The sequence below is a fragment of the Biomaibacter sp. TOL genome (genome assembly GCF_059717795.1).
In genome coordinates, this window is record NZ_AP046092.1 from 1,248,532 (window position 1) to 1,264,470 (window position 15,939).

At 46.6% G+C, this 15,939-nt stretch carries 10 protein-coding genes; 1 reads left to right on the forward strand and 9 read right to left on the reverse strand.

Annotation, left to right across the window (positions count from 1 at the left end; genetic code table 11):
• Nucleotides 1–30: 30 nt before the first annotated feature.
• The 5 genes from AC6I1H_RS06285 to AC6I1H_RS06305 form a co-directional block, all read right to left on the reverse strand.
• Nucleotides 31–1,086: an aminopeptidase gene (locus AC6I1H_RS06285; RefSeq protein WP_497740107.1), complete on the reverse strand. Its 1,056-nt coding sequence runs from the start codon at nt 1,084–1,086 to the stop codon at nt 31–33.
• A gap of 126 nt (nt 1,087–1,212) precedes the next feature.
• Entirely contained in the window at nt 1,213–2,277 is a 1,065-nt protein-coding gene (locus AC6I1H_RS06290; protein WP_497740108.1) for a 2,5-dihydroxypyridine 5,6-dioxygenase NicX family protein, read from the reverse strand.
• A 62-nt stretch (nt 2,278–2,339) separates the two neighbouring features.
• Nucleotides 2,340–3,737 (reverse strand): dipeptidase PepV, encoded by a 1,398-nt coding sequence (gene pepV, locus AC6I1H_RS06295; RefSeq protein ID WP_497740109.1) that lies wholly within the window; start codon nt 3,735–3,737, stop codon nt 2,340–2,342.
• A gap of 125 nt (nt 3,738–3,862) precedes the next feature.
• Nucleotides 3,863–4,549, reverse strand: a complete 687-nt coding sequence (locus tag AC6I1H_RS06300; protein WP_497740110.1) for an aspartate/glutamate racemase family protein — start codon at nt 4,547–4,549, stop codon at nt 3,863–3,865.
• Between the two features lie 209 nt (nt 4,550–4,758).
• Nucleotides 4,759–6,405: a PucR family transcriptional regulator ligand-binding domain-containing protein gene (locus AC6I1H_RS06305; protein WP_497740111.1), complete on the reverse strand. Its 1,647-nt coding sequence runs from the start codon at nt 6,403–6,405 to the stop codon at nt 4,759–4,761.
• A gap of 355 nt (nt 6,406–6,760) precedes the next feature.
• Between AC6I1H_RS06305 and AC6I1H_RS06310 the strand changes: the two genes are divergently transcribed.
• A complete protein-coding gene (locus AC6I1H_RS06310) occupies nt 6,761–8,302 on the forward strand; it encodes a hypothetical protein (RefSeq protein ID WP_497740112.1) in 1,542 nt (513 codons plus the stop codon).
• 8 nt (nt 8,303–8,310) lie between these two features.
• Here the strand turns inward: AC6I1H_RS06310 and AC6I1H_RS06315 are convergent, their stop codons facing one another.
• The 4 genes from AC6I1H_RS06315 to AC6I1H_RS06330 all read right to left on the reverse strand — a co-directional run bounded on the left by AC6I1H_RS06315 (nt 8,311) and on the right by AC6I1H_RS06330 (nt 15,924).
• Nucleotides 8,311–11,661, reverse strand: a complete 3,351-nt coding sequence (locus AC6I1H_RS06315) for an AAA family ATPase (protein WP_497740113.1) — start codon at nt 11,659–11,661, stop codon at nt 8,311–8,313.
• A gap of 11 nt (nt 11,662–11,672) precedes the next feature.
• Nucleotides 11,673–12,314, reverse strand: coding sequence for a hypothetical protein (locus AC6I1H_RS06320; protein WP_497740114.1), 642 nt, complete (start codon nt 12,312–12,314; stop codon nt 11,673–11,675).
• Nucleotides 12,301–13,860 (reverse strand): hypothetical protein, encoded by a 1,560-nt coding sequence (locus AC6I1H_RS06325; protein WP_497740115.1) that lies wholly within the window; start codon nt 13,858–13,860, stop codon nt 12,301–12,303. The genes AC6I1H_RS06320 and AC6I1H_RS06325 overlap by 14 nt, the downstream gene beginning before the upstream one ends.
• Nucleotides 13,861–14,001: 141 nt before the next feature.
• On the reverse strand, nt 14,002–15,924 hold the full coding sequence (locus AC6I1H_RS06330) for an oxidoreductase (RefSeq protein WP_497740116.1): 1,923 nt from the start codon (nt 15,922–15,924) through the stop codon (nt 14,002–14,004).
• Between the last annotated feature and the right edge of the window lie 15 nt (nt 15,925–15,939).

Sequence of the window (15,939 nt, forward strand, 5' to 3'; positions counted from 1 at the left end):
AAAGGATATAGCCATTGTTAATATTCTTAATTATATTCCCAGTTCACTGCAAAGTTTTACTAGCTCTGGATGAACATATTTGCCTTCTTTTTCTATGACTTCTCCATCAAAAATTATCGTTGGATTTAACACTATTCCGTCGGTGTGGGAAGCGCTTTTCCATGTCTTGCCCTTTATCTGAGGTCCCTGGCTTCCCAGACCCATTTCAATGCACCCGAATACCCTTTCGTCTTCGACGATCCTCCCGGTGGGTTTAGTTACGCCTGGATTGAATCCCAGAGAATAATGGGCAAGCCAGTACATAGTCGGGTCATTAAAGGCTGCCAGCCATCTTTTAAATATTGTCGCTTCCGCCCCTCCTTCGATATTTTTCACAACTCCGTTTTCAAGAGTAAGCTCAACCGGTGAACGCAATAGACCCAATTCAGCAGGGGGCCATAAAGCACCGTCGAATACAAGCTTTCCATTAATAGTATCCTCAACCGGGCACCATGATACCTGTCCGCCAAGCATTATAGGTTCGCCTTTAGTATCTGCCAGCTTACCAGATTGTCTTACCTTTCTGCCTCTATTGTAAGCTTTTAAATCTGTTCCCGCCGGGCTTTGAATTATCACCTCATCGGCATGTTCGGCTAATTGCCGCAATTTTTCACCTAACTCCAGCATCTTAGAATAATTAACCCTGCCGATAGTATTCACCATCATTAAAGCATCCATACCGGTCAGGCAGATATAACGGCAGCCTTCGTCCAAAGCACGTCTCCAGGCCTGGGTATGAAGTATATATGCGTACGAAAACTCTATCCAGACGTCCGCATTTTTTACAGCTCCCGCAACTACCCTGGGAGGTTCCATCACAGCGGTGGGCCTGGTATCATACCATATTACCGTAGGTACGGCTCCTGCAGAGTATGCTGCCTTGGCCACTTCTTTTATAACTCGCCTATCCGAAGAAGTATCTCCTGTAATTACTACCTCTTCACCCTCTTTTACTAACATTATGCCTTCCACTAATTTTCTTGCACTTTTTGCAAGTTCTAAGGATAAAAATTCATCCCTTGTTTCAATGCCTATATTTAATTCCATAAATATTACCTTCCTTTCATACATTAGTAAGATAAAATTTGACTTTAAAAATACATTCAGCATATTAATCGTAGCACTAAAATCATAAACATTTTTAATTACGTAAGAAAAAATTCCGAGATTACATCAATACCCCGCCACATTCAATCTCCTGCATATCTCTCTTGCTTCCGGCAGCTGATATATACCGTTTTCTTCAAAAACCTTACCGTCAAGAATAATCGTTGGTTTTAATAAAATTCCATCAGTGTGTGAAGCGGCCGACCAGCATTCTCCCATGATTGATGCTCCCTGGCTGCCGATGCCGAATTCCATGCAGCCGAATACCCTTTCGTCTTCCACTATCCTGCCGGTGGGTCTTGTCACCCCAGGATTGAAGCCCAGAGAATAGTGTGCAAGCCTGTACATGTTCGGGTCATTCATCGATTTCAGCCAGTTTTCAAAGATCTTCGCTTCCACATCTCCGTCTATGCTTACCACCCGGCCTTCCTTTAATTCCAGTTTGACCGGATTCTTGAGTAACCCCAGCTCCAGCGGCGGCCACAGAGCTCCATCAAAGACCAGTGTCCCGTCAATGGTGCTCTCTACCGGACACCAGCTTATCTGGCCGCCCAGCATGATGGGATAGCCTTTTTGAGTGGCCTTCTGCCCTGAATGGCGCACCCTCCTGCCACGATTATGAGCTATCAGGTAAGTGCCATTATCGCTTTTAACTATTATTTCATCCGCAGATTGGATCGTATCTTTAAACAACTCTCCCAACTCAATAAGCAGGTCATAATCCACCCTCGTAATCGTCTTCACCAGCATTTCCACATCCATACCGGTAAGACATATATACCTGCAACCGTTTTCCAGAGATTTTTTCCAGGAAGGCGAGTGCATGACATAAGAATAGGTGTATTCTATCCAGACATTTGCTTTCGCAACTGCTCCTCCCACAGGAGCAGGAGGTTCAATACACGCATTGGGTGCAGTGGGATAATATATTACGGTCGGCATCGCTCCTATGCTGTAAACTGCATTGGCCGTAGCCTCAACTACTCTTCTATCAGCGGAAGAATCGGCGGTTATAACAACATTCTCTCCTTCATTAACCAGCATTACGTCTTTCACCAGTTTTAGAGCACCTTTTGCAAGTTCGAAGCTCAAATATTCTTTTGCCGGTTCTATTCCGATGTTCAACTCCACAGTGAATCATCCTTTCTTTAGAATAAAAGTTTTTAAACAGATGTCTTGAAATAAAACTGGTTTCATTTTATTAATTCATAAATTGCCTGAACATAAATTTTTGCTATTTTCCTCAGATCTTCAAGAGCAATATATTCATCCTTCTGATGAGCCAGTTCTTTTTGTCCGGGGAAAACAGGACCGAAGGAAACAGTATTTTTTATATACCTGCAGTATGTGCCCCCTCCTATTGACAGGAGCTTTGGTTCATCACCGGTCATCTCTTTATATACGCCCTGCAGTTTTTTTATAAATTCGTTTTCCGGCTCGACATATAGAGGCAATTTGTGCTGGTTTATCAAAAATTCCGCTCCCAGATCGTCGAAAGCTTTTTTGAGATTTGCAATTATATCGTTTCCGTCTCCCGTTACAGGATACCTTATGTCAAACTTAAGGCTCCCCCGTTTTTCATCAAAATCCACTACGCCCAGATTTATTGTTAGAGCTCCCGAAATCTCGTCACTGCAGGATATTCCAAGAGTTTTTCCATCTGACTCCATTTTTAATTTACCAGCTACCGCATCAATGAAAGTTTTTGCCTCTTTACCGCCAAAATCAATCAGTGTTAGGAAATTCAAGAGTATTTGAATGGCGTTTTCCCCGTCCCCCGGGTAACTGGCATGGGCAGAGATACCCTTTGCTTTTACAACAATTCCTTCGGGAGTTTCCTCTATTTTTAGCTTGCTTTCAAGTTCCTTTTCTTCAATTTTTGATACCAGATCTTTTAAAGTCACATCGGCAATTAAAGCTTCCGCATAGTCGGGTACCACATTCACACGGGTTCCGCCCCGAATTCTTTTTAGATTCGCCCCGGATCTTGGGCCCTCGTCGAAGCTTTTTGTCAATTCAAAGCGCAAAATGCCCTTTTCTGCATGTATTATGGGAAATTCTGCATCCGGAGAAAAACCGCATACAGGCGTCTCTTCCTTTTCAAGGTAATGCTTTATGCATCTTGCACCGTTCTCCTCGTCGGTTCCTATAATGAGGCGCGCTCTCTTTGAAACCGGCAGACGGGAATCTTCTATTGCCTTCAACGCGTACAGTACAGCCAAAATAGGTCCCTTATCGTCTACTGAACCGCGCCCATATATTTTTCCTTCCCTAATTTCACCGCTGAAAGGATCCACTGACCAGTCTGCCCCCGCCGGGACTACGTCTATATGGCCCAATATCCCTACCATCTCAGGGCCGTTACCTATCTCAACATATCCTGCATACCCGTCCACATTTTTTGTTTTTAATCCCAGCTCTTCGCCTTTTTTTAATATCCATCTAAGAGCTTCATCTATTTTGGGCCCGAAGGGAAAGCTTTCATCCATCTTTTCTTCATCCAAAACGCTTGGAATCTTTATAAATTCTTGAAGATTCTTTACCAACTCATCAAAATACTCGTCGATTTTTATATTTAGAATATCCTCCACGATATCGCTCCTTTAGTATTGCATTTTGATTCTTAATTTTATCATATTGTATACTTGTATTTCGTTATGTATTTATCACAAAAAACATAGTCTATTTTATGCATTTTGCACAGAATATAAGATAATCATTTAATTTCCTTATTCGGCGGAAAAGGATAGGTCAGCTTGCTCTGTTTTAAATTATTTTTCATCAAATACTCACAGACGGCTACAGCAGCATCGAGCGGGATAACGATGGGTATGCCGTATTGGTTTTGCATCCTTTTTATGTCTATATTTAACATTGACCCGCATCCCAAAACTATGACATTGCAGCCATAATTTATTAGTTCCTGAATTTTCATTTCTATTCGCTTTTCCAGTTCGCGAACATTTACAAAATCCAGAACGGGCATATCCACAGCCACCACTTTATGTACCTCATGTTTTAAAGCTCTAACATGCCTTGGGACAGCACTTTTTATAGTGGAGATAACGCCAATCCTGTCACCCAAAATTTTTGCCATGGATACGGCCGCTTCCCTTAGTCCCACCACAGGTACACTCAGTTTTTCCTTACATGCATGCAAGCCAGGTTCTCCAAAACAGTATATTACTACGCCATTTGAACCATTCATTTCTAACTCTTCCGCTTGTGAAATGACACAGGGGCTTGCGAATGCTTCATCATATTCCGACTCTATCGATACAGGGCCTTTCGTTAATGACGTTACCCTCACCTGTATGCCCGGGCTTTTTATTTTTTCGGCTTCCAATTCCACCTCTTTGTTCCATATATCGGTAGATACGGGCACAATTATATCTAATATCATCAAATCCCTCCTTTGCCGTATAATTTTTATAATATTGCTACCATACTGTTATTTTTAATTTTAACACAATAAAATATGTTTAACCTATTGCATTAATAATAAAAAACAGCTTCTTAATTGTGCAAAATGCCCAATAAAGAAGCTGTAATTTTTCAAATAAAATCTTGAATAAATTTATACCCCAGGATTAAGAATCAAAGATTCTTTTATTATAATAAGTTAGCTATTTTTAAACCAATCTCGAGCCTCAACCTGGTGGAAGGGTCGTTCAGGTCGCAGTCGAGTATCTCTCTTATCTTGTTTAATCTGTAATTTAAGGTGTTCCGGTGGATAAAAAGCTTTTCGGCGGCCATATTATGTTTGCCCGTGCAATCAAGATAAACTCTCAGGGTGTTTAGCAAATTTTCCTCTTTGTTTTTTGAATCGTATTCGATGAGTTTGAGAAGTCTTCTATCGCAGAATTTTTTAAGATTTTCGTTTTCCTTACAGCTTAAAATAAAATCATATACCCATACATCTTTATAAAACACTATGCTGCCGGTACCATTTTTTAACATATCCGCAAGTTCCAGGGATCTTTTAGCCTCAATGTATCCTTCAGATATTTTTGCTACATCGTCATGAAAATCGCTGATACCAACTCTTACCTCTTTTGAGCCCCCCAGACTTTTTAATATATTTTTGCACAGAATATTAATTTTATCGTATTTTGCCATTGTTCTGCCGTCGGAGAAACTGCAAATTATTATTATATCTTCACCTTTTCTCAATATCACATGCGAAAGCGGCGCCATTTCACTTTCAAGGCCCTTGAAATCTTCTTCTTCTGCTTTTAAAGCGCTTTCATAATTCATATGGATGACTATCACGGCAATATCCCCTTTAAAATTCACGCCATAATATTTCAGCCGGCTTTTTATCTGTGAGGCATCCTTTATATTTCCCGCAAGGATATTTTCAAAAAACTCCCTCTTTACTTTTCCTTCGGCCTGCTTTACTGCCTGTTTTTTCATGATCTCAAGTGCGGCGATTGTTGCCGCCTGTTCAGCGGCTATTAAATCAAAATCACCAAATCGCGAGTCGTTTTCAATCAAAGTGATATAACCGCATATTTCGCCTTTAATTATAATGGGCGCTATTACTCTTGTATAACAGTTATCTCTACTCCTTAGATTCACCCTCACGGGCTTTTTAAATGTTTTTATCTTATTAAATATTCCTTTTTTATCCATCTCTTCAATCACGTCAAGAGGAATCCTGCCGTTTTTTATTATCTCCAGGCTTAATGCATCGCAGGTACCACGGCAGTTTGAGAAGGATAAAAGATTAAAACTTTCGTCTTCTATAAAAACATTGCAGTTTAAAAGATAGGAAAGAGTGCCGGCAACGGCCGCCAGATCTCCACCCTGCAGCGCAACCTTCATGAGCTCGTCGTGTATTTCAAAGGAACGCTTTATAATGCCTGCCTCTTTGTTCAATATTTCCAGCATGATAGGATTTACTATATCATGCCAGGCTACATATACCGGCAGTTCAATAATTGGGAAATTTTTTTCATTTGCGGACTCTATTATCTGCGGTGGAATTCTGTCAATAAATCTTCCGGGTTTTATGGCAAGAGCAGAGCAATTTCTTTCGACCAAATCATAAACGAAGGTTTTCTCCATATCGGGATTATTCATAAAAACATACGCCGCTGTAAGCAAAAGTTCATTTCCTCTGATCCACTTGGCAGCATCAGGAACATCCATCGTAATCACGTAGTTTACGATTCTATCAACGCCCTTTTCGCCAGCTATCACCTTCGCATTTTTCAATTCCCCTATTCGAAGTGCTTCCCTAACTGTAATGCCCATCTCCATTCCACCTTATTTAAACGAATTCCTATCTGTTTGTTATTTTATCATTGTCATAGAAGAAACGAAATATATTTTCTGAATGGAGCAACTTCAGAAATAGCAGACAAACCCCGTATTCATAAAAGAATTGGAGGATACCATTGACCGCCTGTTCCCTTGCGACCTCGATATTATTGCATTCAATAATAATTGAAAACTCTCTTAAATAAGATAAGAATAACAACCAGCATTTTTTTGTAATAAGCTGGATTTTAAAAATTCTTTCGCGCTGTGATATAATGTTTTTAGATAAACCACAAAAACATTTATCATTTATATTTAAACTGGCATTTTACAAAAAGGGGTAATTTACATGTTTCCAGGATGGGTAAGGCTGTTAAAAGACTGGAGACCGGCGGAAAAGCCAAGCTTTTCCGGGGGAAAATGGGAATGGCCGGTATACTCGGAAAGCAAAAGGCGGCAAAGGGTGGCGGGCATTCTGGAGTTCCGGGAAGCCTCCTTCCAGGAGGCAAAAAGCCTTCCATGCGATTTTCTCCAGGCCCTGAGCGATTTTTTCTATGAGGGAAAAGCCGTGACTGAACAGGTGTGGTATGATTTTTGCAAAAAATGGTCGGAGAAGCTTTCCCGCGACCCGGACCTGCTGTCCCGGCTGGCTCTGGACTCCGGCCTGGTGGGAAGGTTCATCCGTCTCAAAAGCGACGAAAAATCCATTCACTCGATTTCCTACGGCCCCATGGAGCCGCTCGGCACGATTATCCGTGAGGCCGCATTTAAACTTGCCGGAGAAAATCGAAAATGGCTGGACTCCATCATGAATGCCTTCAAAGACATTGAGGTCAAAACCCCGGAATCATATGGGCCGTCCGTGGAAAGCGCCCCGACGCCGAAGTCCGGAGCGGGGCCTGCCCTGACAGGCGACGCAAAAGTCGAAGCGCTCAGGACCGTAAAGCGGTTTCTGGAAAATAAACTTGCAGAAATAGCAGGGCTTCATGAAGATCGAGGGAAAAACGGGGAACATACACGGGAGTATTTCCGCAGCGTCCGGATTGCTGATTCCCTACCCTGGACTTTTAGGTGGGATAAGCCTAACGACAAGTTTCGCCTGGCGGTGGAGTTCCTGCTCTCAGTACTGAAAGTGGCAGGGAGGTCGCCGGAAGGCTTTGAGTGGAAAGAGCTGGGTGCACAGGCGCAGCAGGCTATAGGCGGTTCCAAGATGTTTGACAGAGACAGGGAAAAACTTCTCGACCTGGTCCAGGAAATATGTGGAATGCCCCTTGAAGACCTGGGGCTCACCTCCCGCGGCAGCCTGTACCCCGTATATATCCTGGGAAAGATTGAACTCACATTTTGCGCCGAAAGCCAAAACCGGTGTATTGGACAGGAAAGCGATTTGCCGCAGGAAAATCCATCAAATGGACAATTCCGGACCTTATCTTTAGATTCCCTGCACGCCATCACCAATTTTGAGGTGGAAGAATTGAAAAGCTTATCCACCCCTGCCGGGAGGATAATCCTCACCGAAAATCGTGCGCTGCTCATCAAGATGTATAAGACCGGATGGTTTAGGAAGAGCCCCGGATCTTTTGTGGTGGGCATCGACGGCAGACTACGGCTTTCCCACCACAGATTCTTGAAATTGCTGCAAAAAGCCGCCCCCCATACCCCGTGCTACATCTGGACCGACAGCGATTCGCCGGGAATCTCCTTTGTGGAGGAGCTCCACCATCTTTTCCCCTCGGCCCGGGTGGTCTTTATCGAAGGTCATAACCTTTCCTGTCTTGATTATGAAAAATTCACGGAAAAAATAAAAGAAAGGCCCGACCTCTTAAACCGCGAGCAGGAAAGCCTTCTCGGCGGACCCGACGACTGGGACAGGGTTTTTCGGATTTATTAAATCCGATGTTATTCCTCCAGTTCCGCTTCTTTATAGCCTTCCCTCGTGACTTCATACACCTCGCTCACGGTCTGGTTGGGCAGCACGCCGGGATTGGCCACGACGCACAGGAATTTGGAAAAGCGGTTGAGATACTGATCGCCGTGGACTTTAGGGGATACGATGATGAGCTTGCGGTCCAGCACCTCCCGGTATAAATCAAAGATCTCGTGTTTTCTCTCCTCGTCCAGGGCGCTGTCAAACTCGTCCAGCACGTAAAATGGGGGCCTGTCTTCTATATCGCTCAGCAGCGCCAGGGCAAATACCAGGGAAACCGCCGCCCTTTCCCCTCCGGAAATTCCCTCGCCCACAATCCTGCCGCTTTCCGGAAAGATCTTTTCGGGCCTGTGCCCCGCTTTCGTGGCCACGTGCAGTTCCCACCTGTATCCCTTGTTTTTCCCATCCTCATCCGGCGGCACGGAGACAATATTTCCCACCATGTGAAGCCTCTGCATGAAGTCTGAAAACCTCTGGTTGGTCCTCTGCCAGCGGTAATACACCGCTTTGTCGTACTCGGCGCGCTTTTGTTCTTCCTTCTTTTTCAGGGCATTGAACCTCATCTCAGACTCGTCCATCTCTTTTTTGGCCATATTGTACTCCGCCAGGTAATCTTCATATTTCTGCCGGGCATCCTCATCCACCACCCTGAGCCTGGCTTCTTCCAGCTTGTCCTTGGCTTCGTTCAGTTTCCTGTCGAGGTTGAACCGGTTTTTCTCTTTTTCCTCCAGCTTCACGGGAAGCCACCTGCCCGTATTCTTCAGTTCCTCGATGACATGATGATACTCCGCCTTTATTTGCAGGTATTCTCTATCCCTTTCTTCCATTTCTATCTCGACGGTGGCTTTTTTATCCTGCAGCCGCTTTTTCTCTTCCTCCAGAGCGTTTATCCTTTTTTCCAGAAAATCCATGCTGGATGCGGCCTCATTCCTGCTGCCGTCTATCTGCCTGATGTTCCTGCGGGCGTCTTCCATCGCGTCCTGAAGGGCCTTGAGCCGCAGGTCCAGGGCTGATTTTTGAGCCTGGCTTTCGGCGATAAAAGCCTCCAGTTCCTCTATCCTCTTTATGGAGGCGTATTCCCTGTCATACTCGGCATAGACCGAAAGTTCGCCTTCCACCTGTTTCAACATGTTTTCCTTTATGGTCACCTGCTTCTTCAATTCTTCATCGACTTTCCTCAGCTCTTCTATGGCCTGGCTCTTTTCTTTCAGGCGATTTTCCATAAACGCGAGTTCATTGGACAGTTTCCCCCGCTCCTCCAGCAAGAGCGGCAGATTCTGGTCCACTTCCCTCCTTTTTGCGATGTTCTGTTGCAGCCCGATCAAAGCGTCTTCACACATTTTTTCCTGTTTTTTTAATTCCTTGAGTTCCTCCATCTTTTTAAGTATTGCCTTTTCCACTTCTTCCCGGGCCTTCCTGTAAGCCTCTTCGCCGATGGCCGGGCTCCTGTCATAAGGGCCTCTTACGCCGAATCCGTCCCAGAGCATCGACCGGCGGAGCACCAGGCCGCCTGGGAATCCGAGGATGCCGGGCTTTGCACCGTCGTCATCCTTTTTGCCGGCCGCCGCGGTGTCCACCGCTATGCCCGAGGTCCACCGCCGCACCTTCTCGAGAAATTCGCCGCCGCAGGACTCCTTCGCCCTTTCGGAAAACTCTAGGAACTCCATTAGCGGCAGCAAGGTTCCGGCTTCCCCTGGCGCTTCACCGTTTTGCACAAAGCCGCCGGGCCCTTTTTCGATCCTCGAAAGGTCTACCACATAAAAAGGCGCCTCCACCGCTACATCATCGGGCAAATGCCAGGCAAAAACGGTATGCTTCAGCGGTGAGAGCATTTCTTCCACAATATCGAAGGAATTTTTATCCTTTACCCGGAACAATTCCCCAAAAGCCGCGCAGGTCACACCTTTTGCCCTTAATCTGTCCATGATTTCGGCCTGTTTTATCAAAACCGGAGATTTCCTGCTTTCAAGAAAAGCCTGTTTTGCCTTGAGGGACTGGATTTCGTCTTCAAGGATGATTATCTTTAAAGTATCCTGTTCCTTCCGGGACTTTAACCGGGCTTCCTCCGCGGAAAGCGAGGCCAGCGGCGCAAGTTTTGAGTCAAGCTCCCTGTACTCTTCAATTTTTTCATTGACCCTGGAAAGTCTGTCATCCACTCTGCCGATATCCCGGTTTACCGCCTCTTTTTCGATTTCGAGCTTCTCCAGCTGTTCCCGTGCTTCCTCTATCTGGCTCTGAAGATGTTGCAGGTCGGCCTTGAGGCGGCCTCTCTCCTCCTGGAGTTCTTCTTTGGATCTGCGGATGTATTTCAGCTTGTTCCTGACGTCTTTTACCCTGATTTCCAATTGCTGCTTTTCCTGCTCGGATAGCTCGATTTTTCGCCTCAGAGCCGTATGTTCACCGCTCAGCGAAGCAAATTCGTCCTGGGCGTTTTTTAAAAGCACCTGCTGCCCGGCCAGCTCTCTTTCAAGGTCGCGCAGAGTTCTCGACACCTCTTCATATTTTGCGGTCTGGGCCTTCAGTGACTCCTCGATATCATAAATTTTTTTATTCAGGTCTTGAAGTTCCCTTTCCAGGATCTTTTTTATTTCCCCGCAGCAGGCGTCATAGAGCAGGAGACCTTCGGCCCTGAGCCTGTCGCGGCTCTCCAGTTCGTTTTTGTTTTTCTCGTAGTGCCGGAGGCGCTGCTGCTGAATCAGTGCAAAACTCCTGGCTTTGTTGAAGTCATCCTCCGCCTCTTCCATGGCCCTCCTGGCCTCTTCCCACTCTTCCTTTATCCTGTCGATGCCGAACATCTGGGCCACCCTCTCAAAACGGGCGGCATCGGATATGTTGGCGAATTCCGTTATGGAGCCCTGGTACCAGAACATGAAGTAACCTTCGGCATCAATGTCAAATACCCTTTTGTAGTATTCCCAGGCCTCCTGCCTGCTCTGAAACCTCTTGATGGGTTCCAGCCTGTCCTCCGCTTCTCCTCCGGCCATGCTGTATATGACCTGACGGCTCTCGGTGCCTGCGCGGGACCTGACCTCCGCCGAAAGTTCCACATATTCAGGGGCGTCCTTCCGGGCCGGGCCGGGAGGGTTATGAAAGAGCACGCTCACCCTCGCCTGCCAGTGTTCATTCCTTTTTATGAGCTTGGACCGCAGACCGTCTATGGAAACCCTGCCGCTCACCAAGGCAAAAGACATGGCGTAGACCAGGGTGGACTTGCCGGAGCCGTTCTTGCCCCCAATGAGCACATGGTCTTTTTCCCCGCCCAGGTCGATCTCGGTGGGGATAAAGTCTCTGATGCCGTAAACCTTTAATTTAACGGGATACATGACAACCTCCCTTAGACCAGCGTTATTTGCGTTTCGCCGCCCCCGTCCTCTCCAGGCGCATCTTTTCCTATGTTAAAGAAATCCCTCACCTGCTCGAAGGATACCTCGCCGCCCTGGGATTCGCTGAGGACCCTTTTTAGAAAATTTTCAGGAAACACGTGCCTTGCGGCTTCGGTCAGGTAGTATACGCGCTTTTTCTCATCGCCGTCGGACTCCTCCCCTTCACGCAAAAAGCCGAATTTCACCAGATGATCCAGGGCCGAAAGCAGTTTTCTCTCGGCGTAAAGAGATGACCTTTGAAAATAGGAGTGAACTTCCTCAAATGTAATCCTGCCGGTCCTGGAGGTCATGCCCATGTAATACATGAACATGAGCAGCGCCACATGCCTGTCTTCCAGCACCTCCTGGACAAATTTCCTGCTGGCCCTGGCCATGGCGAGGCACCTGTCCTTTTCCTCATCGTAAACCACTTTTAAAGCGCCCCGGAAAATATCGTTCACCTTTCTCACAAACATGTAAAATGCCTCATCGTCCCGTGTGCGCAGGATTTTTTTGACCCTGTCTTTTGTAACGCCGGTAAGGCTTTTGCTCGATATGAGGATTTCGGAGAGGGCCTGCGATTCGACGGTATTGAGGTAGCTAAATCCTTCCATAAACGCTCTTTGCCTCCAGATGGCGCCCCAGGGCGGCGGTGGCCTTCACCAGCCTCACCTTGTCGCCGGGATATTTTAAACGCCAGTTTTTCTTTGAGCAAGTCTTGCGGTTTTGCCCGTCACCGGCGGCACCCAAGTCCCGGGCTGAATTGTTTTCAGGAGCTGCCGCTTCCTCGGCCACAATTGTCCTTACCTCCTGTTCGTTAATGAGAAAGCTCATCACCATCATGTTCCTGACTGCATCGCCCCACTCGGGCGCCACCTTTTCCAGTATTTCGTGCATGGGCCGCGCCGGGCTGTGCCTTATAGCTTCCACCAGAGGCCTGGTATCGGTGGCAAGCTCGTCGGTTATGGATGATGCATAACCTATAATCTCGGAAAGCTCTCCGGTGGTGACCGTCTTCGCTTTTTTATAAGTCACTTCCAAACGGAATGCACCGTCTTCCCCGGGTTCTTCCCAGTTTTCTATCCATTCATTAATAACCGAAACCCCCCGGTAAATGTCCTCCTCGTAGAGGCAGAGGGGCAGCGAAAAGGGCAGCCACAGTCCCGGCGGCTCACCTTCCGCTTCTTCCCCCGCAAATTCCTCACCGGCTATCTCTTCATACACGCCCTCCTCCATGTAACCCAGAACCTCCAGGGGCGTCAGCGCCAGGCCGGGGAGGCTGCCGCTGAAAGAATCCACCAGGTACTTTAAAAACCTGTCCCGGTCCACCTGCACCACCCGTCGGCCCAGGTCCGCCTGGGAAGTATAGGCATTTTCTCCCAAAAGCAGCGAGAGCTCGGTGAGCAGCCGGTAAAAAACCAGGGTGCTCCTGTTGTGCTGCTTTTCCAGACGCCGGTCGATTATGCCCTCCAGCGCTTTAAAGCGGGCCTCCAGTTCCTTTTCCAGCATTTCCAGAAGGCTCATGACCGCGTGGTATTTCTCTATGGCCTTCCTGTCCTGGATGTACTTTTCCCTCTGGTACCTGAGGTCGGCTATGGCGTTTTCCAGGTTGGAAAGGACACTGGCTATGGTGTCGTGCCTGCCAATCCCCACGTCTTCATAGGCCTTTGCCAGCTGCAGGTCCCGCCGGGCTTGGTAGATTTCCTTCAGTAGCGGCGGGCGGGAATGGTATGCCAGGGCGTCGTTGGCCAGCCGGAAAAGCTGTTCCACCATGCGCTTTCCAATGGTGGTGAGGCGCAGGGGCGGCTGGGCGGCATCGGTCACCCAGTTGTTTTTTCGACAAAGGCGGATGAGGCGGGGAATATCAATGGATGCGGGCTCGCCGTACACCCGCTCAAACCTGTATACCATCTCTTTTTCGCCCTGGACGGCTTCCTCGTCGTAAAAGGTCCCCCGGAGCAGAATGTCAAAAACCCTAAAGGTATCGTAGGCGTACCGGGGGTTGTCCCAGAACCGCTCGGCGGCCATGGCGCTCATGACTCCCGCCAGCATGATGATATCCTTCATGGGCTCAATGAGCCTTGTAAAATCCTGCTCGGCTATGAGGTCCAGCTTTTCGTCTATCAGATTTTCAAATTCTACTGATTTTTGTTCCGGCATAATATGCTCCTTAAAAAAGTTGACAGGCATTCTTTATTTTAATTATATCATAAGAAAGCGATAGAACTATAAAAAATTGTATTTCCGGAATATATTTAAAGCTGCGGTCTCCCGCAGCTTTATGTTTCTTAGTGTATATTTCTATATTTCCAGACCTGCGCTGTATCCCTCTTCTATTGCTTCTAGAGCCTTTCTCGCCTCCAGAGCATCGCCAACAGTTATTACCCTCTCAACTCTACCTTCCAGTTTTATTGCAAGGTCATTTACGGGTTTTACACCTACTGCAATAACTATAGTATCGGCAGGACCTATTTTTTCCACTTTGCCAGCCAGTTCAGCGATTACACCGTCATCAACAATTTCTTTAACTACAGCATTTGTATATATAGCAACATCCTTTTCTTCCAGGTCTTTCAGCAAGAAGTACCTTACATTTGCCTCTTCATCCTTCGCAATTTCCGGCAACATTTCTACTATTGTAACTTTCTTCCCATGATTGGCCAGATGGTCGGCGGTTTCCGAACCGATCAGGCCGCCACCTACGATGATTACATTGTGGCCCGTATCAGCCTTGCCGTTCAAAACATCATGGGCGGTTACTACATTCTGCCTGTCAATTCCGGGGATATGTGGAATCGAAGGCTTGCTGCCGGTGGCAATTATAACAGCATCCGGTTTTTCCATATCCACTACATCAGGAGTAAGTTCGGTATTTAAATGAATGTTAACACCCAGTTTATTTAACTGTGTTTTTTGCCAGCTGATAAATGTGGTAATTTCTCCCTTGAACGGCGGAACCGCCGCCAGTAAATACTGCCCACCCAATCTATCGGTTTTTTCATAAAGATGGACATCATGGCCTTTTTTTGCAGCAACTATTGCAGCTTCCATCCCCGCCGGACCTGCACCCGCTATAAATACCTTCTTTCTATTATCTGCGGGTGTTATCTTGTACTCTATTTCCCTTCCCAGCGTGGGATTTACCAGGCATTTTACGTCAATATTTTTAAATAGCCTTTCTATACATCCCTGCATACAGCCGATACACTGTTGTATATCTTCGAACCTGCCTGCCGCGGCTTTGTTGGGCAATTCAGGATCCGCCAGCGAGGCCCTGCCCATTGAAACAAGGTCGGCCTTACCGGAAGCGATGATTTCTTCCGCCAGGAAGGGATCGTTTATCCTCCCCACTGTAATTATCGGTATCGATACAACTTTTTTAACCGCTGCCGCAAAATCGGTAATCCAGCCATGGGGAACGGCAGCCGGTGGTATAATGGTATGAGCGCTGGCGTAGACTCCAGCGGACACATGAATGGCATTGATGCCGGCCTTTTCAAGCATGACTGCAATGGCTTTGGTATCTTCTATAGTTCTTCCGCCGGGAACAAATTCATCAGCAGAAATTCTGAAAATTATTGGGAAGTCGTTACCGGCTTTTGCCCTTATATTCGAAATGATTTCCAACGGGAAACGCATTCTGTTGTACAAACTTCCGCCGTATTCATCGGTTCTCTTGTTGGAATAAGGAGACATGAATTGTGCTATCAAATACCCGTGAGCACCGTGTATTTCAACTCCGTCAAACCCAGCCTTTTTAGCTCTGAAAGCGCAATCTCCAAACTTTTCCACAATTTCCTTGATTTCTTTCACGGTAAGTTCATGCGGAATCTCCTGATTCGACGGGCAAGGAATCGGTGAAGGCGCCACAGGTTGAGACCCTATCACAAAATGATTTGTCTGCCTTCCCGCATGGTAGATTTGAGCCACTATTTTCGCACCATACTTATGTATTCTTTCGGTTAGTCTCATGTGGCTGTCGATCTGACTGTCATCCCAGAGACCGGGTAACCTTGAAAAACCTTTTCCTTTCGGATCTACCGCATAATCTTCCGTGATTATAAGCCCCCACCCGCCTCTTGCCTTGGCTTCATGATAGGCTATAAATCTTTCGGTAGCGGTGCCGTCTTCATTGCAGTAGTTCATTACCATAGGAGGTACAACAAGACGGTTGGAAAGTTCCATTTTGCCAATTTTTATTGGAGTAAACAGATTTTTAAACATGGTAAACTCCACTTC

What these genes read in the sequence shown, in the direction of transcription:
- AC6I1H_RS06310 (WP_497740112.1), top strand. Translation starts at nt 6,761, where the DNA reads ATGTTTCCAGGATGGGTAAGGCTGTTAAAAGACTGGAGACCGGCGGAA.
- AC6I1H_RS06325 (WP_497740115.1), bottom strand. Translation starts at nt 13,860, where the DNA reads ATGCCGGAACAAAAATCAGTAGAATTTGAAAATCTGATAGACGAAAAG.
- AC6I1H_RS06305 (WP_497740111.1), bottom strand. Translation starts at nt 6,405, where the DNA reads ATGGGCATTACAGTTAGGGAAGCACTTCGAATAGGGGAATTGAAAAAT.
- AC6I1H_RS06315 (WP_497740113.1), bottom strand. Translation starts at nt 11,661, where the DNA reads ATGTATCCCGTTAAATTAAAGGTTTACGGCATCAGAGACTTTATCCCC.
- AC6I1H_RS06330 (WP_497740116.1), bottom strand. Translation starts at nt 15,924, where the DNA reads ATGTTTAAAAATCTGTTTACTCCAATAAAAATTGGCAAAATGGAACTT.
- AC6I1H_RS06320 (WP_497740114.1), bottom strand. Translation starts at nt 12,314, where the DNA reads ATGGAAGGATTTAGCTACCTCAATACCGTCGAATCGCAGGCCCTCTCC.
- AC6I1H_RS06285 (WP_497740107.1), bottom strand. Translation starts at nt 1,086, where the DNA reads ATGGAATTAAATATAGGCATTGAAACAAGGGATGAATTTTTATCCTTA.
- AC6I1H_RS06300 (WP_497740110.1), bottom strand. Translation starts at nt 4,549, where the DNA reads ATGATATTAGATATAATTGTGCCCGTATCTACCGATATATGGAACAAA.